The 23,695-nt window shown below is 65.6% G+C and carries 21 protein-coding genes, 1 tRNA gene and 1 pseudogene; 5 read left to right on the forward strand and 18 right to left on the reverse strand.

Annotation, left to right across the window (positions count from 1 at the left end; genetic code table 11):
* The first annotated feature begins 13 nt into the window (after positions 1-13).
* Genes WT26_RS00325 through WT26_RS00335 form a run of 3 tightly spaced genes read left to right on the forward strand, consistent with a single transcriptional unit; the run spans position 14 to position 2,167 of the window.
* On the forward strand, positions 14-904 hold the full coding sequence (locus tag WT26_RS00325; RefSeq protein ID WP_059956775.1) for a DUF692 domain-containing protein: 891 nt from the start codon (positions 14-16) through the stop codon (positions 902-904).
* Positions 876-1,694 (forward strand): DNA-binding domain-containing protein, encoded by an 819-nt coding sequence (locus WT26_RS00330; protein ID WP_060155127.1) that lies wholly within the window; start codon positions 876-878, stop codon positions 1,692-1,694. The genes WT26_RS00325 and WT26_RS00330 overlap by 29 nt, the downstream gene beginning before the upstream one ends.
* On the forward strand, positions 1,682-2,167 hold the full coding sequence (locus WT26_RS00335; RefSeq protein WP_060155125.1) for a DoxX family protein: 486 nt from the start codon (positions 1,682-1,684) through the stop codon (positions 2,165-2,167). Before WT26_RS00330 ends, WT26_RS00335 begins: the two co-directional genes overlap by 13 nt.
* 116 nt (positions 2,168-2,283) lie before the next feature.
* On the opposite strand, the gene WT26_RS00340 is transcribed toward WT26_RS00335, so the two are convergent.
* The 4 genes from WT26_RS00340 to WT26_RS00355 all read right to left on the reverse strand — a co-directional run bounded on the left by WT26_RS00340 (position 2,284) and on the right by WT26_RS00355 (position 8,570).
* Entirely contained in the window at positions 2,284-2,814 is a 531-nt protein-coding gene (locus WT26_RS00340; RefSeq protein WP_230461540.1) for an acyl-CoA dehydrogenase family protein, read from the reverse strand.
* 110 nt (positions 2,815-2,924) lie between these two features.
* Positions 2,925-5,255 carry a putative bifunctional diguanylate cyclase/phosphodiesterase gene (locus WT26_RS00345; RefSeq protein WP_069271954.1) on the reverse strand — a complete coding sequence of 777 codons (2,331 nt, stop codon included), beginning with the start codon at positions 5,253-5,255 and terminating at the stop codon, positions 2,925-2,927.
* A 53-nt stretch (positions 5,256-5,308) separates the two neighbouring features.
* Positions 5,309-7,414: a putative bifunctional diguanylate cyclase/phosphodiesterase gene (locus WT26_RS00350; RefSeq protein ID WP_069271955.1), complete on the reverse strand. Its 2,106-nt coding sequence runs from the start codon at positions 7,412-7,414 to the stop codon at positions 5,309-5,311.
* 244 nt (positions 7,415-7,658) lie between these two features.
* A complete protein-coding gene (locus WT26_RS00355) occupies positions 7,659-8,570 on the reverse strand; it encodes a hypothetical protein (RefSeq protein ID WP_069269451.1) in 912 nt (303 codons plus the stop codon).
* A 195-nt stretch (positions 8,571-8,765) separates the two neighbouring features.
* Here WT26_RS00355 and WT26_RS00360 point away from each other — a divergent pair.
* Both WT26_RS00360 and WT26_RS00365 read left to right on the forward strand, forming a co-directional pair.
* Positions 8,766-8,837, forward strand: a tRNA-Gln gene (locus WT26_RS00360).
* Positions 8,838-8,855: 18 nt separating this feature from the next.
* Positions 8,856-11,189 carry a hypothetical protein gene (locus tag WT26_RS00365; protein ID WP_069269452.1) on the forward strand — a complete coding sequence of 778 codons (2,334 nt, stop codon included), beginning with the start codon at positions 8,856-8,858 and terminating at the stop codon, positions 11,187-11,189.
* Positions 11,190-11,206: 17 nt separating this feature from the next.
* Here WT26_RS00365 and WT26_RS00370 read toward each other — a convergent pair whose 3' ends face one another.
* From WT26_RS00370 to WT26_RS00425, 14 genes and pseudogenes are all read right to left on the reverse strand, one after another.
* The gene (locus WT26_RS00370; protein ID WP_080411459.1) at positions 11,207-11,578 is read right to left on the reverse strand and encodes a CopD family protein; all 372 of its coding nucleotides are present in this window, start codon (positions 11,576-11,578) and stop codon (positions 11,207-11,209) included.
* Positions 11,579-11,852: 274 nt separating this feature from the next.
* Entirely contained in the window at positions 11,853-12,227 is a 375-nt protein-coding gene (locus WT26_RS00380; RefSeq protein ID WP_059956631.1) for a copper resistance CopC family protein, read from the reverse strand.
* A gap of 2 nt (positions 12,228-12,229) precedes the next feature.
* Positions 12,230-13,138, reverse strand: a complete 909-nt coding sequence (locus WT26_RS00385; RefSeq protein WP_418219974.1) for a hypothetical protein — start codon at positions 13,136-13,138, stop codon at positions 12,230-12,232.
* Between the two features lie 103 nt (positions 13,139-13,241).
* Positions 13,242-13,661 (reverse strand): DUF2946 domain-containing protein, encoded by a 420-nt coding sequence (locus WT26_RS38980; protein ID WP_080414895.1) that lies wholly within the window; start codon positions 13,659-13,661, stop codon positions 13,242-13,244.
* Between the two features lie 175 nt (positions 13,662-13,836).
* Positions 13,837-14,292: a four-helix bundle copper-binding protein gene (locus WT26_RS35025; RefSeq protein ID WP_080409406.1), complete on the reverse strand. Its 456-nt coding sequence runs from the start codon at positions 14,290-14,292 to the stop codon at positions 13,837-13,839.
* A 151-nt stretch (positions 14,293-14,443) separates the two neighbouring features.
* On the reverse strand, positions 14,444-15,307 hold the full coding sequence (locus tag WT26_RS00390; protein ID WP_155123018.1) for a DNA-binding domain-containing protein: 864 nt from the start codon (positions 15,305-15,307) through the stop codon (positions 14,444-14,446).
* Complete coding sequence (locus WT26_RS00395; RefSeq protein ID WP_230461543.1) at positions 15,291-16,187, reverse strand: DUF692 domain-containing protein; 897 nt, start codon at positions 16,185-16,187, stop codon at positions 15,291-15,293. Before WT26_RS00395 ends, WT26_RS00390 begins: the two co-directional genes overlap by 17 nt.
* A 37-nt stretch (positions 16,188-16,224) precedes the next feature.
* Entirely contained in the window at positions 16,225-16,479 is a 255-nt protein-coding gene (locus WT26_RS00400; protein ID WP_059751681.1) for a DUF2282 domain-containing protein, read from the reverse strand.
* A gap of 217 nt (positions 16,480-16,696) precedes the next feature.
* Entirely contained in the window at positions 16,697-16,858 is a 162-nt protein-coding gene (locus tag WT26_RS37920) for a hypothetical protein (RefSeq protein ID WP_196774770.1), read from the reverse strand.
* 23 nt (positions 16,859-16,881) lie between these two features.
* Positions 16,882-18,995 (reverse strand): annotated as a pseudogene (locus tag WT26_RS00405) (TonB-dependent receptor family protein).
* Between the two features lie 70 nt (positions 18,996-19,065).
* Positions 19,066-20,529, reverse strand: coding sequence for a PepSY-associated TM helix domain-containing protein (locus WT26_RS00410; RefSeq protein WP_069271956.1), 1,464 nt, complete (start codon positions 20,527-20,529; stop codon positions 19,066-19,068).
* A 266-nt stretch (positions 20,530-20,795) separates the two neighbouring features.
* A complete protein-coding gene (locus tag WT26_RS00415; RefSeq protein WP_069271957.1) occupies positions 20,796-21,281 on the reverse strand; it encodes a hypothetical protein in 486 nt (161 codons plus the stop codon).
* 138 nt (positions 21,282-21,419) lie between these two features.
* The gene (locus WT26_RS00420) at positions 21,420-22,862 is read right to left on the reverse strand and encodes an FAD-binding protein (protein ID WP_069269454.1); all 1,443 of its coding nucleotides are present in this window, start codon (positions 22,860-22,862) and stop codon (positions 21,420-21,422) included.
* Positions 22,859-23,695: a TauD/TfdA dioxygenase family protein gene (locus tag WT26_RS00425; protein WP_059489797.1), complete on the reverse strand. Its 837-nt coding sequence runs from the start codon at positions 23,693-23,695 to the stop codon at positions 22,859-22,861. The genes WT26_RS00420 and WT26_RS00425 overlap by 4 nt, the downstream gene beginning before the upstream one ends.

A 23,695-nucleotide genomic window follows, 5' to 3' on the forward strand; every position in this document is an offset into this window, starting at 1 on the left:
GGGCGCGCTCGCGATGAACGTGTCCGCGCCGTTGCTCCGCGTGACGCCGCGCCCGGCTCCGGCGCGGGCAGGCGTCGGCCTGCGTTTTCGGCACCATCGGATCGTGCTCGACCAACGGCCGGCTGTCGCATGGTTCGAGGTGCACACGGAGAACTACATGGAGGGCGGAGTGGCGCTGCAATACCTGGACGCCATCCGCCGCGACTACCCGCTGTCGCTGCATGGCGTGGGCCTGTCCCTCGGCAGCGCGGACGGGCTCGATGCGACGCATCTGGCACGCGTGCGGGCGGCGGTGCGGCGTTTCGAGCCCGCTCTGGTTTCCGAGCATCTGTCGTGGAGTGCCGTCGGCGGAACCTATCTTGCGGACCTGCTGCCGTTGCCGATGACCGACGAAGCGCTCGCCGTGGTATGCCGGCATGTCGACCAGGTCCAGGCCGCGCTCGGACGGCGCATTCTGATCGAAAACCCGTCCACCTACCTGCGCTACGTCCAATCGACCATTCCCGAGTGGGAATTCCTGTCGGAAATGGTGCGACGCACCGGCTGCGGCCTGCTCTGCGACGTCAACAATATCTATGTCAGCGCCTGCAATCACGGCTGGGATCCCCAGACCTATCTCGCTGCGTTGCCGGCGGCGGCAATCGGTGAGATTCATCTGGCCGGCCACAGTGTCCGACAACTCGAGAACGGTCGAACGCTGCGCATCGATGATCACGGTTCGCGCGTCGCCGCGGAAGTCTGGTCGCTGTACCACGACGCCCTGCGCCGCTTCGGCGCGGCGCCGACGCTGATCGAATGGGACACCGACGTCCCGCCGCTCGAAACCCTGCTGCAGGAAGCGGCGCGCGCCGACTCGATGCTGGAGGCAATTCGACATGAATCCGCGCTCGCCGACGCTCGCTGAGCTGCAGCAGGCTGTTCGACTCAGCCTGCTCGGCGTCGCGGATGACGCAGCGGCCTGGATCGCGCCCGACGGGCTGTCGCCGCACGCGCGCCTCGCGATCTATCGCAACACGGCGACGAGCGTCCTCGTCAACGCGCTGCGCCTCGCGTTTCCGGCACTGGAACGTCTGGTCGGCGCGGAATGCTTCGAAGGGGCGGCCCGGCGCTTCATCGAGGCGTCGCCGCCGCAAAGTGCGTGGCTGGACGAATATGGCGCGGCGTTTCCGGCGTTTCTCGCGCAGCTTCCTGACATCGCGTCGATCCCTTACTTGATCGACGTCGCGCGCCTCGAATGGCAGGTCAATGCCGTGCTGCATGCTCCGGACGCGCCGGTACGCGACGTTGCCCGCCTTGCGTCGCTCGACGACCGCACGCTCGGTACGCTGCGGCTCTTGCCGCATCCCGCAGTGCGGCTCGTGCACAGCGATTTTCCGGTCGACAAGATCTGGCGCGCCGTCCTCGAGCAGGACACCCTGGCGATGCCGGCGATTCGTCTGGACGACGAACCGGTTCATTTGCTCGTGCAGCGCGTGACCGAAGGCGTCGACGTGATCCGCCTGGGCCGCGGCGAGTACCGCATCGCGACCGCGCTCTTTGCCGGCGAACCGATGCGCGACGCGCTGTCTCATGCGACGCACGCGGACGGCTACGCACTCGTGGCCATGCTGCTCGCGCACGGATGCTGTGTCGAGGCCGTACCGGCGTCGGACAACTGGCCGTATCACGGAGGATCATCGTCATGCGTCACCTGACCCGAGCGGATCTCCATGCGTCGTCCGTGCTCGCCCGCGTGTTGCGCGTCGTGCAGTGGCTCGAGCAGGTGCCGTATTGGCTACTCGCGATTCCACTCAGGGTTGCGGTCGCGACGATCTTCTGGAATTCGGCAATGGCCAAGCTTGCAAACTGGGACGCGGCGCTCGAGCTGTTTCGCGACGAATACCGGGTACCCGTGCTGCCCCCGGAGATTGCAGCCTATCTGACCGTGTCGATCGAGCTGGGCATGCCCGTCTTGCTCGTGCTGGGATTGGGCACGCGGCTGGCGGCATGCGTGCTGCTCGCCATGACGTCCGTGATCGAGATTTTCGTCTATCCGCAGGCTTGGCCGACGCACATCCAATGGGCCGCCATGCTGCTCGTGCTGCTGTGCCGTGGAGCCGGCGTGCTGTCGGTGGATCACTGGCTGCGCCGTCGGTGGGCGTGTCCGGACACGCACGAAGATGGGTGATCCGGCGTGGCATGAATTCGCAGGACCGCGCGCTGATTTTATGGGCCAACCGCTACGCCTTGTCGCAGCTGGATCACCTTGCCTCGGAAAAACGCACGGAAATCAAGGGGAGGCCATCATCCGGCCGCCAGCGCGTCGAGCGCCGCCGCCAGCGATTGATCGACGGACCGGCCCGACGTATCGATCCGGCGGTGGGCGCAAGCTCGGTACAGCGCTTCGCGCGCGTCGTGCAGCTCGTCGTCGGCCACCCGCACGCCGGCGAGCGTGATGTCGCCGATCGGCAGGTCCGCGACGCCGAGCGTCGCCTGCGGCGGGCTGCGCCGCACGCCGGGGCGCTCGGGATCGATCAGCACGAGTGAGGTGGCCGGCTTGCCGTCGACGTGGGACGACGCGACGATCATCATCAGCCTGGCGTCGGGCGCGCGACTGATGTTGTACTTGTGGCCGTCGAGCCGATACCCGCGGCTGTCGCCGTCGCGCGCGAAGCGTGTCTCGAGCGCGCGCACCTCGGTGCCGGTGCCTTTCTCGGAGATCGCGGTGGCGCCGATCTCGCCCGCCATCAGCCGCGGCAGGTGACGCTCGCACTGCGCGTCGTAGCCGTAGGCGGCGATCGCGCGAATCAGCGTCGCCTGGTTCGCGAGCGCCATCGCGAAACCGACGGAGCCCCGCAGCGAGAAACTGTCAGTTATCGCACTGTGCGGGGCATGCGCCGCCGATCCGCAGCAGTCATTCAGTACTCCGGCCGTTTCGTCGCCGGTCAGGCCCGCTTCTTCGCGGCCAGCGCGGCGCGCTCGATCCAGCGGATGGCCGGCGCATCGTGCTCGCCCGGCGCGGGCTTGCCGATCAGGAAGCCCTGCACCTCGCGGCAGCCGGCATCCGTGATGCACGCCAGCTGCTCCTCCGTCTCGACGCCTTCCGCGACGGTCGTCACGCCGAGACGCTTGCCGAGATCGGCCACCGCGCGCACGACGGCCGCGCAGTCCGGTCGCGAGATCGCATCGCGCACGAAGCTGCCGTCGATCTTGATCTTGTCGAACGGAAACGCGCGCAGATGCGCGAGCGACGAGAAGCCCGTGCCGAAATCGTCGAGGGCGACGCGCACGCCCATCGATCGCAGCGCGCGCAGGTCCGCGATGGCCTTGCCCTCGTCATGCAGCAGCGCGGTTTCCGTCACCTCGATTTCCAGACGGTCGGGCGAGAGGCCCGCGCCGGCCAGTGCCGCCGCGAAGGCCGGCACGATCGTGCCGTGGCCGAGTTGCGCCGCCGACACGTTGACGGCGACGCGCGCGCCGTCCGGCCAGCGCGCCGCCTCCCGGCAAGCATGGTCGAGCACGAAGCGGCCGAGCCGGTCGATCAGGCCGCCGCGCTCGGCCACCGGAATGAAGCGGCCCGGCGAAATCCAGCCGGCGCGCGGGTGATGCCAGCGCAGCAGTGCCTCGCGCGTCGTCACCTGGCGGGTCCGGACATCGACGATCGGCTGGTAGAACACATACAGCCCCTGGTTTGCGTCCAGCGCGGCGCGCAGCTTCGATTCGAGCGCGATCCGCTCCTGCGCGCGCGTTTCCATGTCCGGCGAGAACATCCGGTACGTACCCTTCCCGGCTTTCTTGGCCGCATAGAGCGCCATGTCCGCGCGTGACAGCAGCACGCCGGCGTCGTTGCCGTGATGCGGCGCCAGCACGCAGCCGATCGACGCGCCGATGCGGAACTGCCGCTCGGGCGACGGCGCATAGGGTGCATAGGGCGCGACGAGCGTGTCGACGAGCCGCGCGGCCGCGCCCATCGCGCCGTCCGCGTCGGTGTCGCGCAGCAGCACCGCGAATTCGTCGCCGCCGATGCGCCCGAGCATCGTCCTCGCTTCCGGGCACTGCCCGCGAAGGCGTTCCGCGACCTGGCGCAGCACCTCGTCGCCCGCCGAATGCCCGCACGCGTCGTTGATCAGCTTGAAGCCGTCGAGGTCGATGAAGAGCAGCCCGAGCATCTTGTCCGAGCGGCGCAGGCTCGTGTCGAATTCGGCGAGGAAGGTCGCGCGGTTCGGCAGGCCCGTGAGCGAATCGTGATGCGCGAGCTGGTGGATGCGCGCTTCCGCCTCGGCCTGCTGCGTGACGATCGCCCACGACAGCATCGGGCCGATGTAGCGCCCCTCGGCATCGCGCACCGCCGCGACCTGGAAGTCGAGCACTTCCGGCCCGAGCCGCACGCGGCCGCGATGCGGCAGGTTCGCCGGATCGGCGAGCAGGCGGCGCTGGTGCTGCGGGTGCGGATGGAAGAAGTCGATCGACGCACCGAGCGCATCGTCCGCGCGGATCGGCAGCAAATGCTCGATCGAGCGCAGCAGGTTTCGCGACGCCGCGTTCAGGTAGTTGATGCGGAACGTTTCCGGGTCGGCCGTCATCACGGCCACCGGCATGTCGTCGATCATCCGCATCAGCCGCGTCTGCGCCTGCTCGCGCATCCGCGATTCAGCCTGGGCGTCGACGGTGCGCACGAAGCCCCGGTAGTTGACGGAGATGACGGCGATCAGCGCCGTCGACACGAAAGCCATGTTGACCGCGGTGGCGACGAGCGTCGGCTGGCCCGTCGAAAGGAAGAACGCGATGAACGCGGCGTTGACGATCACGGCCACGATCAGCGCGGCCGTGCGCAGGTACATCAGGCTGAAGATGCAGCCGATCACCGTGATCGCCATGTAGAACGCGACCTGGGCCTTTTGCCACGCATCGCCGTAGGGGAACAGCAGCAGCGCCCAGAGGGTGAACGTCGCCGCGATCGGGATCACCAGCCAGTTCGTCGTCGTGAGCGCACGCAACACGGTGTCAGGCGTCGGCTCCGCGAGCCGGGCGCGGCGCCAGTGCAGCAGCCGCGCGAGCGACACGAGCGTCATCGCGGCCGGCATCGCGACCGACAGCCACCACGGCGTGCTGCGCAGATGCGTGACGGCAAGGCTCCAGGTGCTCGATATGAGGATCAGGTACATCACCGGGAGCTGGCCGGCGAATACCCGGTATTGCGCCGCGAGCAGGTCCGGGTTCCGGGCCGGCGCCGCGATGCTTGCCAGTCTTGCGATCCGTGCGTAGTGGGTTTTCATGTGAGCCTGCCTGCTGCAACCCGCGTTCGGGTTGCCGTATCCGGCGTCGTCGGTTACCCGTACGGGCGCGGCGCCATGTCGGAAATGGCGGCCATTTCCGGCACGGGGGCCGGCGCGCTGGCGCGGTTGCCGCCGGTCAGCGCGATCTGCCCGCTGCCGACGATCTCGTTGAGTGGTGCGGGCCTGCCGAGCAGGAAGCCCTGCGCTTCGTCGCAGCCTTCGTCGGCCAGCAGCACGAGCTGGTCGCGCGTCTCGATGCCTTCGGCCAGGATCGGAATGCCCAGGCTCTTGCCGAGCGCGAGCACGGCGCGGATGATCGCGCGATCCTGCGGTTTCGCTTCCGCGTCCGCGACGAACGACTGGTCGAGCTTGATGCGGTCAAACGGGAACGAGCGCAGCGTGTCGAGCGACGAATAGCCGGTACCGAAATCGTCGAGCGCGATGCTCACGCCCAGCGCCTTGATCTGCCGCAGCGTGTCCAGCGCGCGCTCGCGGCCGGCGAAGATCGTCGATTCGGTCAGCTCCAGCTGCAGGCGCGATGCCGGCAGGCCGGTTGCCTCGAGCACGTCCGCCACGAGCGCCGTCAGGTCCGCATGCATGAACTGCACGGCCGATACGTTCACCGCGACCGGATAGGGCGGCTCCCACGTGGCCGCCCGCGCGCATGCCTCGCGCAGCACCCACGCGCCGATCTCCAGGATCACGCCGTTTTCCTCGGCGAGCGGTATGAACTCGGCCGGCGGTATCGTGCCGAGCGTCGCATGCTGCCAGCGCAGCAGCGCCTCGTAGCCGCGGACCTCGCCGGTCGTCAGCGAGGTCTGCACCTGGTAGTGGATGCTCAGCTGGTTGTCGGCCACCGCGCGGCGCAGGTCGGCCGCGAGGCTGCGGCGCGCGCGGACGATCAGGTCCATCGCCGGCTCGTAGAAGCAGATCGATTGCGCGACGCTGCCCTTGGCACGGTACATCGCGAGGTCCGCGTTGTTGATGAGGATCGCCTTGGTGGCGGCGTCGTCCGGGTAGATCGCGACACCGAAGCTCGCGCCCGGCACGACCTCGAAGTCGTCCAGCCTGACCGGCTTGTAGAGCGCCGGCTCGAGCCGCTCGAGCAGGTCCATCAGGTGCGTGTCGTCGCCCATCCGGCAAAGTGCCGCGAATTCGTCGCCGCCGATGCGGGCGACGAATTCACCTTCGCGCAGCAGGTTCGACATGCGCCGCGCGAGGATGCGCAGCACCTCGTCGCCGGCGTGGTGGCCGCGCAGGTCGTTGATTTCCTTGAAGCGGTTCAGGTCGATGCCGATCAGCGCGAGTTTCGTGCCCTGCGCTTGCGCCAGCGCGATTTCGAGGTCCAGCCGCTCGTTGAAGCTCGCCCGGTTCGGCAGGCCGGTCAGCATGTCGCTCAGTGCCAGCCGTCGCAGGTGCTCGAGCGATTCGGCCCGCACGTCGCTGTCGATCACGTAGCTCACGAGCCCCGTGCAGACGATCACGAGCGACGTGCCCGCGACCGCCAGCGCCAGCGGACGCAGCGTGTTCAGGTCGGTCCACGCGCCGTCGAGCATCAGCGGCGTGATGCGCAGCGCCGACATCCCGGTGAAATGCAGCGCGAGGATCGCGAGCGACAGCACGCCGGCCATCTGGTTGACCGCGTGCGGCGACGGCCGCAGCGCGAGGTGCAGCGCGAGCGCCGCGAGGGCCATCGCCAGCAGCACCGACGCGGACAGGTAGCCGATGTCCCACGACACGATGCCCTCGACCCGCCACGCGAGCATGCCGGTGTAATGCATCAGCACGATCGCGATGCCGACGACCGCGCCGCCGAGCGCGGGGGCGGCGGCCTTCGCGGCGCGGAAGGTCGTCAGCGCGAAGCCGACCGTGCTGCCGCCGACCGCGATCAGCAGCGACACGAGCGTGAGCGGCAGGTCGAATTGCACGGGCGCGCCGGCATCGAAGCCGAGCATCGCGATGAAGTGCGTGCACCAGATCGCCACGCCGGCCGAAATGGCCGTCAGCACCTGCCAGCCGAACCGCTGCGTGCCGGAGGTGTTCACCGCGCGCTGGAACAGGCGCGCGGTGACCCACGAGCCGGCCCCGCACAACAGTGCGGCAAGCAGGACCAGCCAGTGATTGTGCCGATGAACGATGCACCCTAAAACTGTCGCCAAAACCTTTCTTCCCCTATCCGTCTCGCCGTTTGTTGTCGTATCGGATCGAAGCGGCGGAGCGACGCCGCTTCGATCCGGAACGCAGTAGAGATATCGGCATGCGATGAATAAACTGAACGCCGCGCGGCGATGCGCAAACGATTTCGCGGAATATTTTTTATTGCGAAATAGTGTCGGAACAAGTGGAGGCGGCGGGAAGGGGGCGCGCAGCCATTTCAACTGCTTATCAAGTACGGGCAGCTATCTAAACCAGACAGGTATTGCCGTTGTCGTCCGAAGTGCCGGAAGGGGGAAACGACGGCTTGGAAAATCTCCATGGTTCTTCCGCAGGCTGCGTCTCCTGCGACGGCGGATACCAGTCAACCTGGGTTCCCGCCGGCCAGACGACGTTCTTCCACTTCAGCGGGCGTACCAGTCTTGCGTCGTCAATGCGCGTCAGGGTCCGGCTGTCCCGATTGATCGTGACGCAGCTTCTTTCCAGAAGCGCTCCCCCGGGCCCGATCGGCAGAGGCTTTGCGACCCGGATGTTCAGCGCGCTTTTATCGAGCATCGATTCGCTCAGGCGGGCATGCTCGGGGATGACGACGTTGCCCGCGATCCGGTTTCCACGACCGAGGATGCACCCGGAAAAATGGAATGGAAAGTCGACGTCCAGGTTGTGATTCTGATCGTCGCTCCTGCTGAACTTGATTTCGCCTGTCGCATTGCAGGTCCAGCCGTCAACGACCTGTTCGCCGGTTCCCGTCAAGCCGATCGAATAAGGCAGCACCGAGTTCATGGCCGTTGCGGTGACGCCCAAAATCTTGACCGGATGAGGAAATTCCGCGTGCTTGAACGAGCTCAGCTCATAGGCGGCGACGAGATCGAGCCGAGTGCCGACAGGCATGTCGAATGTGTCGATCGTCCGCGCGCGTTCGAGCGTGACATGTCGCTCGGATTCGGGCGCATTGACCGATCGCGATGCGCCGATACCGGCGATCACCAATACGAGTGTTGGAAGCGATGCGATCAGGAGCAACGGGAATGCGACGACCAGGCCGACCTGGAGCTTTGGACGACGCCCGATGCCGCGGCGTAACGGTGCGATGAGTGCGAGGAGAAGCCCGCCGATGACGAGCGCAACCGTTGCGAACAGCGAGACCAGAATGATGGCCATCTGCCCGTTGGACCATATTGGAACCGCAATCATTTAGATACCTGTGGCTTGCCGATCAGCCGGGAAGTGTATGCCATCTCCAATATGGCGCGAGTGATTGGCGAGTTGCGCTAAAATCGCGTGCTTCCTGCCCTTCGCGCGGTCGCAATTCGAATACGGAAAATCGCGGCCGGCGCAGGGATCGAAAGGATCCATTCCGGAGTAGCTCAGCGGTAGAGTGCTCGGCTCTGGACCGAGAGGGCGCTGGTTCGAATCCAGCCTCCGGACCCCTCATGGAATGTTGCAATGACAACAGATCGCCAGCAAGGCGCGAACGCCAGCATCAATCCAGGCTATGCCGCCTTTCAGGTTGCAAAGGCCCTCACGACCTGTGAAGCGCATCCCGACCCCGCGGTACGGGAGCGGGCGAAAGAAAGGATGTCGAAATGGGAGGCCGTGCTGAGGAGCGTCCTTGACGGTTCCATCGCGCACGGTTCCAGGGCGCCGCTGCGATCGATGCCGGCATGGGTGACGCTGGAGGTCGTCACCGGCGGCTTTGCGACCGGCGAATGCGTTGCCGGCGGCCCGTTTCAAGACCATGAGGTGAGCCTGCTTCGCCGTTTGTCGATGTCGCCGGAGGCCGGCGATCCGGATCGTCGCAAATTGAACGCGCATTTCCTCACCGATCAAGGGATGAGCGAATTGCGGGACAGGCTGTCTTCGGGGCGCTACGAACTGTCTGTTCCGGAAGAAGGGGCGTTGATGGTCGTGGCGTGGCTGCTGGAACACGGACATTCGGAGGAAGCGCGCAATCTCGTCGACGAATTGTTGCCGTATTTCGATCGGCTGCGTTTCTATCCGGTCCCGTCAGATCGGCAACGGCGTTCCGGATCGAGCGTTCACCTTCAGGATGCCGGCAAGACGCTTGCGGATGTCAACGGGATCAGGCCAAACAAACGCATCCTCGCGCAGAAGGAAGCCGTGAACGTCTGGGCGCCGTTGCATGACCGCGTCGTCGGCCTGTTTCTCGAAACGGTCGAAGACGGTTGCCCCTGCCGGAAATATCCCGACGGCTGGCAGGCGCGCGCTCGGGCGTTGCTTCGGGACCATGCGGCGCTGAAGGCGCGATGTGCCGCGAACGGCAAATACCATCGCGACAAAGGGCATCACGCGCAGCTCCGGGGGCTGCTCGAACGCGCCGCCGCGCAAGCGGATTCGCTCTGCGCGTGGGAAACCAGACGGGTTCAGTCGATCCTGAACAGCTATATCGCAAAGCGCGGCGCTCCGGGGTCAGCGCGATGCGAAGACGCGCGCAGACGACAGATTGAATCGGTCAGCGCTCCGACCTTCCATGAACTCGCAAGCGTGGTCGCCGGGCGGCTGTCCGGTTGCGCCGCGAATGACGCCCTGGATGACGTTGCGCATCTGGTTCAACCCGTCACGCAAGATGAGGCGTCGTCCAGAGGCTTGCCGGCAGGCACGCCCATTCCCGATTCCATTCGGAGGAAAGTCGAACGATGCCTGAATGCGCCCATCGGCCTGCTGATTGAACGCGGGTTGATAACCTCGGGCGAAGCGCTCGCCAGAGTCTTGCCGCAGGTGACGGCGAGCATTCGCGCGGCCGGAATCGCGGATGCGCGTCTGCGCGAGCTCGTGGGAGCGATTTATCAGGCATTTCGGCGCCGTCGCTCAGTCCTGCTTTTCAATCTCGAAACCCAGGTCAAATTCGATGAGCTGCCGTGGATTGCCGCGCTCGATCGGTTTCGATGCGAAAGCGCGTCGACCCAGGCCCTGTCGAAACAGGCGCTCGAGGAAATCGCATCGCTGACGATGGTGTCGTTTCCGCATGTGATCGTGCCCAACAAGCTGTTGCAGGAATTCCGGTCGCTTGCGCAAAGCGCGGGATTGCAGCTGCCGTTCGTCGACGAGGTCGCAGCCGACATCTTCATGGGGCGATTCTCCGGCACGTTCGTTGACGCAACGCGCATGGCCGCCACTCATCTGGCGGGATCGCTCTACGCACGCTATTACGACGTCGACTATTCGGAAATAATGCGCGAATCGGAAAACGAACGTCTCGACGACGCCGTTCGACTTCGAATCGCAGCACCGGCAGGGAGTGGTTTTGCGGAGTATTGCGCCGGCAGGGCCGGGGTTGCGTTGGGAGGCTGGCGCCCCGCCGTCAACGGCATGATCATCGAGCAGCAGCAGATACTCACCACGCAGAATCTTGCGACGTTGTTCTTCGGCATCGGCCTGGCCGGCTCGCTGAAACACGATCTCGCGGAGATGGCGAAGCGATGTTTCCGGTGGATCTGCAAGCGGCAGCAAGCGAAGACCGGTCGGTGGCACGGCCGGCTGATCATGGTGAAGAATACCGCCTATGCATGGCGACAGATGGTGTTCTACCTTGGCCTGCTCTCGACGCAGGATGTCGCTGGCTTCGTGCAATGGGCCGAGCGGCACCTGGCCGAGCAGCCCGAGAATTTTCGCATCCGATTTCGGCCGGTGCTTGATGGCCTGGTACAGGTGACGAACGGTCAGCCACTCGGCAGCGGCGCTGTCGATGCGGCAATCGGCCGGCGGTTCCTTGGCTGGTCGGATGCCACACACTGGCTGCTCGCCGATACCTCGCAATGATTGCGCTTTCCGATGGATCAGGCGCCGAGGTGTGCCCCAGGCATAGTGTGGGCGAGCGCGGCAGCGGCAGACAGAACACAAAGCATCGTGACGGCCTCCATCCTCAGGATGATCAGGAATGAGCCCGCTGAAGCACCGAACCGAATGCGTGGCAGAAAAATCAGGCGGTTGATCCCGCCCAATGCCACGGCCACGCTGACGTGCATGCGTTTGGCGGCGAGTATGTGTCCCCAGCCGCTGAGTGCGAGCGGCATCAGAGAGCCGCCCAGCCCGCGATCGGCGTTGTAGATGCCGCTTACGACAACCACCGGCACGGCAACAAGCGCTGCGCGGGACAATCGCACGGCGAACCGGGCGACGACTTCGCCGGTCGAGTCGGCGAAAAGCATGGGCAGCGCCGATAGTCCACTTGCGGTGACCAGGCCGCCCGCCCGGATTCCCGAATCCCGGCCAGCAGGCCCGTCCAGACGATCAGGGCGGCAAGCCCCGTGGACCACGCCGCCCCGAAATGCGTCTGCGCCAGCACCGGAACAATCACCTCGAACACGGCGCCCGCCGTCGACCCGCTCATCAGCCCCGCCAGACACGCACCCACCGCGCACGCGAACGTTACGTTGGCGACGGCGGCCACCACGATCGATGCGAATGCCGCCGCCGGGTCCATTACTTCACCTTGAACGAATAGTCGCCATGCGTGCGATGTCCATCCGCAGCCACTGCCACCCAATGAACGGTGTAGCGGTCGACGGGCAACGGCGGCAACGCAACGCTGATCGACTTCGTGTTGTCGGGGCTGACCTGCGCTTTCGCGGTGTTCATCTGCTTGCCCGCGGAATTGCTGACGGTCAGCGAGCTGAATGCGGGTTCGAGCGGCCCGTCGAACACGATCGTGACGCTGGCGGGCGCCGGCACTTCGGCGCCCGCCGACGGAGACTGGGTTTGCGGGAACACGTGCGCGAGCGCGGCAGACGGCATCAGCATGACCGCCGCGATGGTAGCCGCGCCGTAGCTGCGCAGAAGACTGCTGAACCGCTTCATTGCTACTCTCCTTTGCCGAAGATCGGTTTGCCGAGCGAGTTCGGCAATACGTCGTCCAGGAACAGATGGGCCTGCAGCAGCACACCCACACCCGTTCCGCTCGCATGATTGACCGGAATCTGCGCTTCGACGCCGAACTGGCCCCAGCGATTTCCCCACATCACGCCGGGATTGATCGTCCCGGTCGTGTGGCCCGAACACGGGCTGGCGGTGCACGTGCTCATTGGAAATTCGACCACCGGAATCAGGTTGCTGAACGGCGCCTTGAGCCCGACGTCCTGCACGAAGTTCTGCAGATAAGGCAGGCTGTATTGCACGGTGACGCCCCAGCTCAACGCATTCGGATCGGCACTGTTCAATGTCAGGCGCGGGCCGACGGTTCCCGTGATCGCCAGCGGCTTCAGGTATTTGAGGCTGTCGGGCAGATCGCCGAAGCCCTTGCCGAAATAGAGCGTCGGCGTGATCGCCGAGTGCGGATTGGCGATCGAATGCGCCCCGGTCCCGCCCAACTCTGCGCTCGCGCCGACCGATGCCATGAACTCGTGCTTTTCGTTCACGTAGAAGCGGTACTTGGCGCCGACCTGCCAGTTGTCGAAACCACGCGCCGAGCCGCCGTTCGGCGCGTTCAGGTTGACGTAGGTGCCCGTCACGGAAAGCTGGAAACTGGGTGTGATTCGCTTGTCCCATTCGAGCGTCGTCGTATTGGTGTTCTGCTTGTCGCCGTCATCCGTGCTGGACTGAAGGTGGCCGAATTCGAGGTTCAGCTCGTCACCGACGCCGGGATCGTCGACCGCCATCGTGGCAGGAAATACGCGATTGCCGGCCACCGCATGGGCCGACGCATCGACTGAAAGGAGGCAAGAAGCGAGCGCGCATAGCGTTACGGCGCCCCGTTTGAGAGTGGTTCGCATGTTGATGTCCTGGTTGGTTATCAAGGTGTTGCTGCAACTGGCGCGCGACATCACCGCGATGCCATTCAGTCCGTCGGCATCGCGGGAAAGCCGTCAGCAGGGATCAGGACAATACGGGTGGGGCGCGCGGCTGCGCGAGAGTCAGAACCGTGTAAGGTCGAAACGCCGCAGCCGCAACCGGCGCTGCAAACCCGGCCGGTTGTGCAGGGATGCCGAAAGCCGCGTGCGCGCCAGGCAGCATCGGTGTGTGCGCAATCAGGCTGCAATACGGGCATGCGTCGCAGCCCGGCCACGAAGCGGAACCGTGATGGTGCGCGGCAGCTTCGGCTTGGGCGAGATGAGAGGCTACGGTCGCAGGATGCGCGTGGTGCGAGTGGTGTGCGTGATGAGCATGAAGGGCGTGATGCGCGCCTTCGGCCGACGCGCCGCGCAGTGTCTGGGATATCGTCGGCGCGACCACGCTCAGCAGGATCGCGAAGATCCCGAGGACAACCCCGATCTTCTGACGGCAACGGCTGGGCATGGCAGACCCACGAGACGTCGATACGAACAGTATGCGGAAAATCCGCGGCGGAATGGTTGAACTTTGCGTTAGGTAAAAACCCGCAAAGCGTCCGAATCGGAGACGGCGGCCGCCGGTTGCGGCCGCCAGGCGGCAGGGGTTGTGCTACTGGAGAAAAGGAGGAATCCGGCGCGGCTCAGGTTGCCAGTACTGCGCGGCACTCGTTGGCACATGCGCGGCATGACTCCATGCACGCGTTGCACGGCTCGTGTCGGTCAGCGTGTTTTTTGCACTCCGCCTCGCAATCGTTGCATGCATCCAGTGTGACTTTGGCGAGTGCCGGAAGATAGTGCGCGTTCTGGTTGGCAAGCTGTTGCAGCGCGCTGCAAAGAGAAAGCATCTGCGACACGCTGGTTGCACAGGCCGCCAGGTCCTTGTTCCCCTTGCCAAGGAGACCGATGCAATGGCTCACGCATACCTGACCCGTTGATACGCACCCGCCCGCTGCATCGGCGAGCGCGCTGTAGTGACCGCCATGATGCATGTGAGAGGTTTGTGCAGGAGCGCTTTCCTGGGCCGAGGCCCGTTCCATTGTCGCCAATGCGGAAAGCGCAAGCAGCCCGGTACCGAATAGTGCGTCACGTCTGTCCATGTGAAAATCTCCGAAAAAATTCACGCCAATGACAATACGTCCGAACGCCCGAATTCGCAGCCGCCGGGGAATGGGGCTGGAACGACCAGATCCTAACATCAAGGAAACGCCGATGGCTCTGTCTGTTGGGGTGGAGTCACGCACGCACAGGTCAAACCGACCGTGCCGTACCTGCGATTGTGCCGGTAATCGCCGATGCTGCTATCCACGCGTGCCATTGCGCGGCGAAGTCGAATTCCGGATCGATCGCACATGCGGCGTCGAGCGCAACGGCCAGGGTACTTCCGCTTTGTAGTGCGATGAAGGCCGCGTGCGCGGCCTCCGGATGAACGAGTATCGTGGGTTGCCACACCGGACGGACGACGAGCGCCCACGTGGGGCCGTCGAGCCGACGCGGAAAAGTGCCGCCTGGTTGATGCGCGCGCCAGATGTCGGCAATGGCGTAATCCGAGGCGATGGCCGTGCAGGCCGGATGCACCGAAAGCTGCGCTTCCAGCAGGCGCTCGTCACCGAGTTCGAGCCATTGCTGCGGTGTGAATACCGAGGCGTCGGCGGCGAAGCAGGCAACGTGCAGTGCCCACTCAACGCGTGCAACATCCGCAAAATATCGCAAGCGTGAGTCTCGCTCGTATTCGCCGATAAAGGCCGGCAATGCATCGCCAAAGCGATTGAGGTCACCGCTGCCGGACGGATGCGCGCGGGCGTAGGCAAGTGAAAGCGCATCGAAATATGCATCGCCAACCAGCGCCAGCAACACGGGATATGCATTCGCGAGCGCGGCGCGCCAGCGCGAGCGGACGTTGCCGCGGTATAGTCCGACGCGCTCGTGCAGCACATCGAAACCGGTGGCTACCGGAAATTGCAGTTCATGCATCGCATGTGCACCGACTTGACCGGATGCGCTGCCGGAGACCGGCGACCACGGCTTCACGAGTCTGAGCAACGACCCCTCCTGCGCCGGATCGTCAAGTGCGCTCGCGAACATTTGCTGGAGCGATTCAAGCTGTGAGGCCATCACGTTCCTGCCCCTGAGCAGCCTTCACTTCCTGTCGCACGTTCAGACCAGCCCGGATCTGCGCTGCACGCGCGAGCCGGACTTCGTCGACCAGCACGCTCATCGGCGGAATGTCCGTGTCCCATTCGATCAACGTCGGGACATGGCCGAACCGGCGCAGTGCATATTCATAGAGGTTCCAGACAGCGGGCGCGACACGTGAGCCATGGTCATCGATTACAGCGGCACCGCTCACGCGATGGCCCGCAAGATGGATTTCGCCGACCACGCCGGGCGGCAACGCGTCCATTGCCGCGATCGCATCCTCTCCGTGATTGCACTGGTTCACGTATAGATTGTTGACGTCGAGCAGCACGCCGCACCCGGTGCGCCGAGCCAGCTCGGAGAGGAATGCCGTTTCACCGTACCGGTCGTCGTTGAACCGGAGCCAGCTGGAAACGTTTTCGAGCAGGATCGGCCGGGCAAGTGCCTCCTGCACTTCGTCGACTCGCGCCGTGAGGTGAGCGAGTGCTGCGTCGGTCAGCGGCATCGGCAGCAGGTCGTTCAGATGACCGGCGGCCGTCGCGCCCCAGCACAGATGTTCGGAGGCGACCGCCGGTGCGATCCGCTCGACGAGGCGCTCGAGTCTGCCCAGATGACCGGCGTCAAGCGGCGTGACCGAGCCGAGCCCGAGGCCGACTCCATGCAGGCTGACCGGCAGATCGCGTCGCACGGTGTCGAGCACGTGCAGGTCATACCCGCCATCGCCGAAATAGTTCTCGCTATGCACTTCTACCCAGTCCACCGCGGGCGGTGCTGCGAGAAAGTCGGCGTAGTGGGCCTGACGCAGCCCGATGCCGATGCCGGCTGGCGCGCTGGCGACGGGACCGATCGCGATCACGAGAACACCGGCTCGCTGTGCCAAACGCTTTGCGACATCAGGGGCCGACCGTGCCGCCCAGTTTCGCGCAGGTGCCCGCCGGCACGATCTTGAAGTCGCCCTTGTCGTAGTCGACCTTCGCCTCGCCCGCGCAACCATGCACGCCGGTCTTGCTCCCACAGTCGTTCTGGCCGGCCTTCGCGATGCCATAGCACTGCACCTTTGCTTCCTCCTGCGTAGCGGCGACGGCGGCTGCCGCCACGCCGGCGAGTGCCATGGCAAGCAGGGCCTGCCGGCTGAGATTCGATTTCATTTGCATCTCCAGGGTAGGGGCGGCAAGCGGTTGTCGACGGTGTCGACGCCACACATCGGCCGGATAAACTGCGCTCGCGGGCGCCGGGCTGGCAAAACACCGTTTGCGCCATCCTGCCACTATCAAAACGAGCGTGATACAAGTTTTTTGCAGCCGCAGCGGGTCGGATACCCCACTTTCATGGGGACAATCCCGCTGCGGCGTTGCTTCTTGCCTGTCAACGCACGGAACGCACGCAGTTCGACGCACTCGCTGCAGGAACGTCGATGTCGCCAGGCCGCGTCATCCATGCGATCCATCCGGCCCAGAGCCCGCACGCGATCAGGCCGCCGATGTTCAGGTGCGTCTTGTAACGAACGATAAGGTCAAGCAGGGACATTCCGTCTTTCATCTTGGTTCTCCTCAGAACGCGTACCGCATGCCGGCGAACACGCTGCGTCCCTCGCCCGGATAGAAGATCGCGGTGTTCGCGGTGCGCGCATTCGCGACGGTGCTGATGTCGCTGACGTAGCGCTTGTTGGTCAGGTTGCGCGCGTCGACGAACAGCGACAGTCCGTTGCGGAAGTCGTAGCCGGCCTGCAGCCCGAGTAGCGCGTAGCTCGGCACACGCAACGTGTTCGCGTCGTCGGCCCATGCGCCAGACGGCACCCAGTCGAGGGTGGCCGCGACGTGGAAGCCGCTCGGGCGCGCGTAACCCAGCGTCGCGCGCAGCACGTTCAGCGGCACGCCCGCGATCCGGTTGTTGCCGTACTGCGGGTCGTTCCTGAAGCGGAAGTCGTTCAGGTTCCAGATGCCGGACAGCGTGACCGTGTCGCCCACGCCGCGGCCGGTGACGTTGCGGAACAGTTCGACCGACGCACCGGCCTCGATCCCCTGCAGCACCGTCCTGTTCGCATTGAACGTCGCCGCCGGCACGTCCGGGTTCGTCGTGTACTGCAGCAACTGGTCGCGCACGAGCGAGCGATAGGCGGTCACGTCCCAGCTCACGCGCTCGCGCGAGCCGCGCGTGCCGAACTCGATCGTCCACGCGTGCTGCGCCGCGAGCGGCGTGAAGCGCGTCGTGTTCGAGAAGGTCTGCGTGAGGTCGGTGAAGTCGGGCACGTCCTGGCTGCGCGTGATGTCGACGTAGGCCTGGGTGTTCGCGTCCGGCTGCCACATCAGCCCGAGCTTCGGATTGACGCCGCTGTAGCTCGCGCTCGTCGACTTGTAGGCCCGATCGGTCGCGAGGCCGCCGTTGTCGATGTACTCGCGCACCGAGTGCAGCGCCTTCACGCCGGTCATCAGCGCGACGGTCGGCAGGAAGAACAGCCGGTTCTCGACGTACGCCTCGTAGTTGAACGCCGTCTGCGTCGAGTCGAGCGTCTGCGCGCCCTTGTTGCCGTTGACGTTCACGTACTGGTTCACCTGCGTGCGGCCGCCGAAGAAGCGCGCGCCGACGATCAGGTCGTCGCGCATCCCGCCGAGCGTCAGGCGGCCCGTGTAGCGCGGCGCGAAACCGTAGGTCCAGCCGTCCTGGTCGAGCGCCTGGAAGATCGGGTGATAGAGGCTCTTGTGAATCGCCCACGTGTCGAATTGCAGTTCGCCCGAATCGAGCTTCACCGTCGTGCGGTTGGCGATCCGCTCGGTGCGCGTGTTGCGCGCCTGATCGCCCGATATCGCGTTCGGCGCCGCCCTGGTCGGATGGTTCAGCGCGTCGGACAGCGACAGCGTGCCGGGCAGCAGCTGGTCGACGACGTACACGCCGACGTAGAAGCGCGTCTCGACGGCCGGGCTGAACCGGTAGCCGACGTTCGCGTTGAACTGCTCGTATTGCCCCTTCGATGATCGCGATAACCGTCCGAATGATTGACGCTGAAGTTCGCGAGGAAGTCGAGCGGGCCGATCACGCGCGAGATCTGCGCGCTCGTGCGCACCGTGCCGTAGCTGCCGCCTTCCACGCGCACGACGTTCGGCGCGTCGGCGGTATGGGCGGTCGGCGTGACGAAGTCGATCGCGCCGCCGAGGGTCGACGCGCCGTACGCGAGGCCGTTGCCGCCCTTGTAGACCTGCACCGCCTGCAGCGCGAGCGGATCGATCTGGTAGTAGTCGCCGCTGCCGTCCGCGAGGTTGGTCGGGATGCCGTCCTGCAGGATCTCGAGGCCGCGCGTGTGATACGCGCGGGCAATCCCCGAGCCGCGGATCGACAGGCGCAACTCCTGGCCGTAGCGGTTCTCGACGAACACGCCGGGCACATCCTTCAGCACGTCGCGCAGCGTGAAGGCGTAGGTGTTCCGGTAGCTGTCGGCATCGACGAAGCCTACCGAGCCGATTGTCCGGTCGAGCGTGCGCTTCAGGTCGATGGTCGATTTCGACGTCAGCGATCCGGTCGTGCGTGCGGCGTCGACCGTGATCGCCGGCAACGCCGGCACGGCCTGTGTATCGGTCGCCGCGGCGGCGCCTTGTGCGCATGCGGCCGACGCGGAGAGCACGGAGATCGCGCCGGACAGCGCGACGGCAATACGGGTCGAGGGAAACATGTCGTTGTACGTAGGGTGATGTTTCAAGCGGATCGTGTACGGCACGCGCTGCGCGCCGGCGCGCGACGAATCAGGCTGCCGCGCGTGCCGCACGGCCGAACAGCAGACGGTCGATCGACCAGACCGCGACGATCGTCGCCCCCATCAGCGGAAAGACGATGCCGAGCAGCACGAGCCCCGCGATCCAGCCGCGCATCGGCGGCGTGCCGCGTTCGCGCGACGGCGCGCCCAGCTTGCCGGCCGGGCGCCGTTTCCACCACATCACGGTGCCCGTGACGGCCATCGCGGCCAGCCCGAGCGACAGCACCGCGCAGACGATCTGGTTCGCGAGCCCGAAGTAGCGGCCCATGTGCAGCGACGTGCCGTACGACACGGCCCGCGATACCGCGCCGTAGTCGTCGTAGCGGATGTCCTTCAGCACGGCGCCGCTGTACTGGTCGAGGTAGATCGTCCGCTCGGCCTGCGGGTCGTCCGGGAAGTACGACGCTGTGAACACGCCGTCCGCGCCGGATGGCAGCGCGAGCGTGTAGCCGCTCGTCACGCCGAGGCCCGCGACGATCGCGATCGCGCGGGCCAGCGGCAGCGGGGCCGGAGTCGGCGCCGACGGCGAATGCGGAACGGGCACGTTGCCGACCGCCCAGGGCGTTTGCGGCAACGGCAGGTCGTCCATCACCATCCCCGGCATCGCGTCACCTCCGTCGTGGTGATGCCCGGCGGGCGAGGCGACACGCGTTTCGGTGCCGGCCGGCGCCGCGCCCGGACGCGACGAACGCAATGGCAGGCCGCCCCATGCGCCTTCCGGCGCGCCGAGGTTCACGGTCGCGGCCAGCGCCTTGAAGTTCTTGCCCCACGAGCCCGACCACGGCAGCCCCGTCAGGATGAACGCCACCGTGCCGGCCGCGAGCCAGATGCCGGCCGTCGCGTGGAGGTTTTTCCACAGCGGCCGGCCGCGCAGCGACAGGTCGGGCCGCAACGCGCGCCCGACGCGCGCCGTGCCGCGCGGCCACCACAGTGCGATGCCGGTGCCGATCATCACGAGGGTCCAGCACGCGGCGAGTTCCATCAGCAGTTCGCCCGTCTTGCCGAGCAGCAGCTTGCGATGCAGCATCCGGTCGATCTGCATGAAGCGGTTCTCGACGCTCAGCGTGCCGAGCACGCTGCCGTCGTACGGGTTCACGTACACGCTCTCGCGGCTGCCGTCGCGCTGCCGGAATACGTATTCGGCGCTGCGGTCCGGTGCGGTCGAGACCTGGACGGAAACCGGCGTCGCGCCGGCCGGCATCGCGGTGCGCGCGTTCGCGAGCAGCGTGTCGGCATCGAGTCTGGGCGTGTCGCGTGGCTCGACGATCAACCGGTGCGGATACAGCAGCGGCTCGATCTGCGGCTGGAAGCAATACAGCGTGCCCGTGATCGCGAGGATCACCAGGAACGGCATGACGAACAGGCCGGCATAGAAGTGCCAGCGCCAGAGCGTCCGGTAGCCGGCGTGGGCGGAATGGGCGGGCGAGAGGGCCCGCTCGACGGTGGTCGACATGGTGTCAGCTCCTCGTTGTCGTCGATCGGAACGGGCGGCCCGCGCCGGCCCGCGTCACGATGCGACGCGCAACCCGGCGACGACGTCGTCGCAGGTTACGCGCGGCACCGACGGGCGGCGGCACGGTACGGCACGCGCAAGCGGCGCGCATGCCGGCGTCACCCGCGCGACGCGAGCATTCGGTTGAATGGATGAAGCGGGTTCAGCGAAACGAATGGCATGGAAACCCGCGCACGTCGACGCGCGCGGGCAATGCACCGAAACGTTCAGCAGAACTGAGGCGGGGCGCGGGAGGGAGGGCGATCGTCGAAGATCGATCGCGCCGGAAGAGGGCAGTCGGGCGGAAGCCGGAAACGCCGCGGAGGCGCGGCGGGAAACAGCAGCACCAGCAGCACGAACGACGCCAGTGCGGCGAACAGTGCCGCGCTGAACGCGCAGACGCCGTTGCCGCTATCGGCGGGCGCCGGCTTGCCGGCGTGGGCGCCGTGCTTGAGCGCATCGGCGAGCGCGAGCGCATCGTTGGCCGGCGTGATCGGCGCACTCGCATCGAAGTGCGCCGTCAGCCCGGTCGTGCCGAGGATCAGCGGGCCACGGCCCGAACACAGCACCACCGAGCCCGCATCCGGACCGTCCGGATCGAGCATCACGGCGCCCGACATCAGCGCGCGGGACAGCAGCGTCACGAGGAGGAACCCCCACAGCAGCTGTCGCGCGACGCCTGGCCGGAGCAGGAAGCGGCGAAGTGCGTTCATGGCGCGCGATTGTACATGGGTTCGGTGCAACGGCCGATAGCCCCGCTGCAATACGCACCATCCATCGAGTATCGGACACTCGGCCACGCCGAGTGCCATGTGTTCGACCTGCGCAACGCCGCGCCGGAATCGCGGGTTCTACGCCACAGCCCGGCTCAACATTGAATCGAAATAAGCCGTGATCGGGGAGATATCGGAAAGCGACGAAGACGCGGCGATGTACGAATCGGGGCGAACCAGGATCATTTGATTCGCATACGGGCTCGTTTCTTCGTGAATCCGAATCACTTTGACGAATGCAGGCAGGTCCAATGTCGCGTTGCAGTCGCCGAACACGAGAAGCGTGAAAAACCGATAGTCCAGAAGCGAATAGATGCGCGTGTCGGCCTGCTCCCCATCGTTGCGGACCATGAAGTCGAGCAAGCGCTTGCCGTGAAGCTCGTGCTCGCCGTAGCGAATGCCCATTCCGGTGATGTAGCCGGCTCGCTTCTCGACGATTTTGACGTAGTCGTCCGCGTGCGTTCCGGTCTCGGAGTACTTGGTGGAGCGCACGAGCTGGCTGGACGTCTCGACCACGCCCATGGCCACCGGCTTGCGCTCCTGCTCGTAGGTGCGCAGCAGCGCCGCCGGTGCGCCGGAGCCGAGCACCATGCTGATCTTCCACATGATGTTGAAGGCATCCGCCAGACCGGTGTTCAAACCCTGACCGCCGTTCACCGAGTGAATGTGGCAGGCGTCGCCAGCCAGGAAGACCCGGTCGGCAATGGCATAGTGCTCGGCCACCGATTCCTTCACCGAGAACTGCGAGAACCAGACGAGCTCCTTGAAGCGCAGCGTGTGCGGCTGCATCGCGCGGTTGATCTTCGCGACCGCCTGCTCGACGGTGAATTCCTTGGTATCCATCCGAACATAAAAGCGGTCGAGATTTCCCTCGCGCGGAATCCACGCCACGTCGGAGGTCTCGGCCTGAAACACGATGATCTCCGGCACCTTCACGAAGTCGGTCTCGATGACGCCATCCAGGACCGCCCAGATCAATTGCGGACGTGTCACCTCGAACGGAACCTTGAACAGGTCACGCACGAACGAACGTGAGCCATCCGCGCCGATCACGAACCGGGACTTGATGGTCTCGCCGGTCGACAGCGTCGTCGTGCATCCATCGTCGGCGACCTTGATGTCGGTGACGGACGTGTGGCGCCGTACCGCGGCATCCACGTCCTTGAGCTTCTCGTCCAGCAGCTGCTCGACGTACGACTGCCCGAGCATGAGGAAATGCTTGTGAAAGCAGCCTTCCAGCGCTTCCCACCACGTCGACTGACGCGAGACGAACTTGCCGCCGGCCCACACCGAGCTGGTGTTGCACGGCTTTCCTTTCGGATAGAGATCGTCGAACAGATCGACGACCTCCAGCAGTTGCAAGGTGCGCGCATTGAGCGCATCGGCCCGCCCCACCTGAAGCGGCGCCGCCGATTTGTCGACGACCAGCGTGCGCAGATTGCACAACCGCCCCAGATAGGCGCAGAGCAGCCCGACGGGGCCCGCGCCGACGATGACGACGTCAGTTTCAGGCGCGCTCATGCGTATGCCACCAGGTGAGGGTTGTCGAGCGGCGGGTTGCCGAGCACGTGCACGCGACGCAGGTGTCGCGGTGCGCCGCTCGTGAACCCTTCGCGACCGTGGAGCAGCGTGTAGTTATCCGAAATCACCACGTCGCCGGTCTGCCATGCGTGCGCGTAGAAGTTCTCGGGCGCGTACAGCGCCGCGCGCAAACTGCGATGAAAGTCGCCGATGTCGGCTTCGTCGACACCGGTGAACGCCAACGTCGGTCGGTTGACGAAGCTGTCGTCGCCTTCGATGGACGGCTCGTTGTAGCGGACGACCGGAAAACCCTGAGTCGGGTGCGTCGTGACGATCGGCGCGATCGTCTTGCTGTCGTAGAACTCCATCTTGCGATGATAGACGCCGGTCACCTTGTCCCAGAGCGCGCGGACTTGCGGCTCAGCCCGCTCCAGCAAAGCTTTCGTGTTCGAGAACGTCGTGCGTCCGCCCTGCTCGACCTCGGGGGCGCTGACGCAGTGGAATATCTGAAACTCCGGCACCTGCTTGCGGTACATGCCGTCCCAGTGAAGAGGCACGTAGTTGTTGTCGAAGATGTGGTCGTCGGGTTTTTCGTGTTCGACCAACTCGAGGGTCTTGCCGAACGGCCACACGCTGATCTCGCCCCAACCGCCGCAATATTCCTCGAAAGCCTCGGCGCCATCGAACGTCTTGAAACCCCGAAGCACCAGCAAGTGGTGTTGCCGCGCCAGCTCGCGCATGCGTTCGGTCGGCAGTTCGCGCACGTCCGCGTTGCCGGCCGCCGGCCGCACCATCACGCCGAACGGCGTCACCTGTGTAGTCTCGTAGTTCAT

Source organism: Burkholderia cepacia (assembly GCF_001718835.1).
GTDB classification, from domain to species: Bacteria; Pseudomonadota; Gammaproteobacteria; order Burkholderiales; family Burkholderiaceae; genus Burkholderia; species Burkholderia cepacia_F.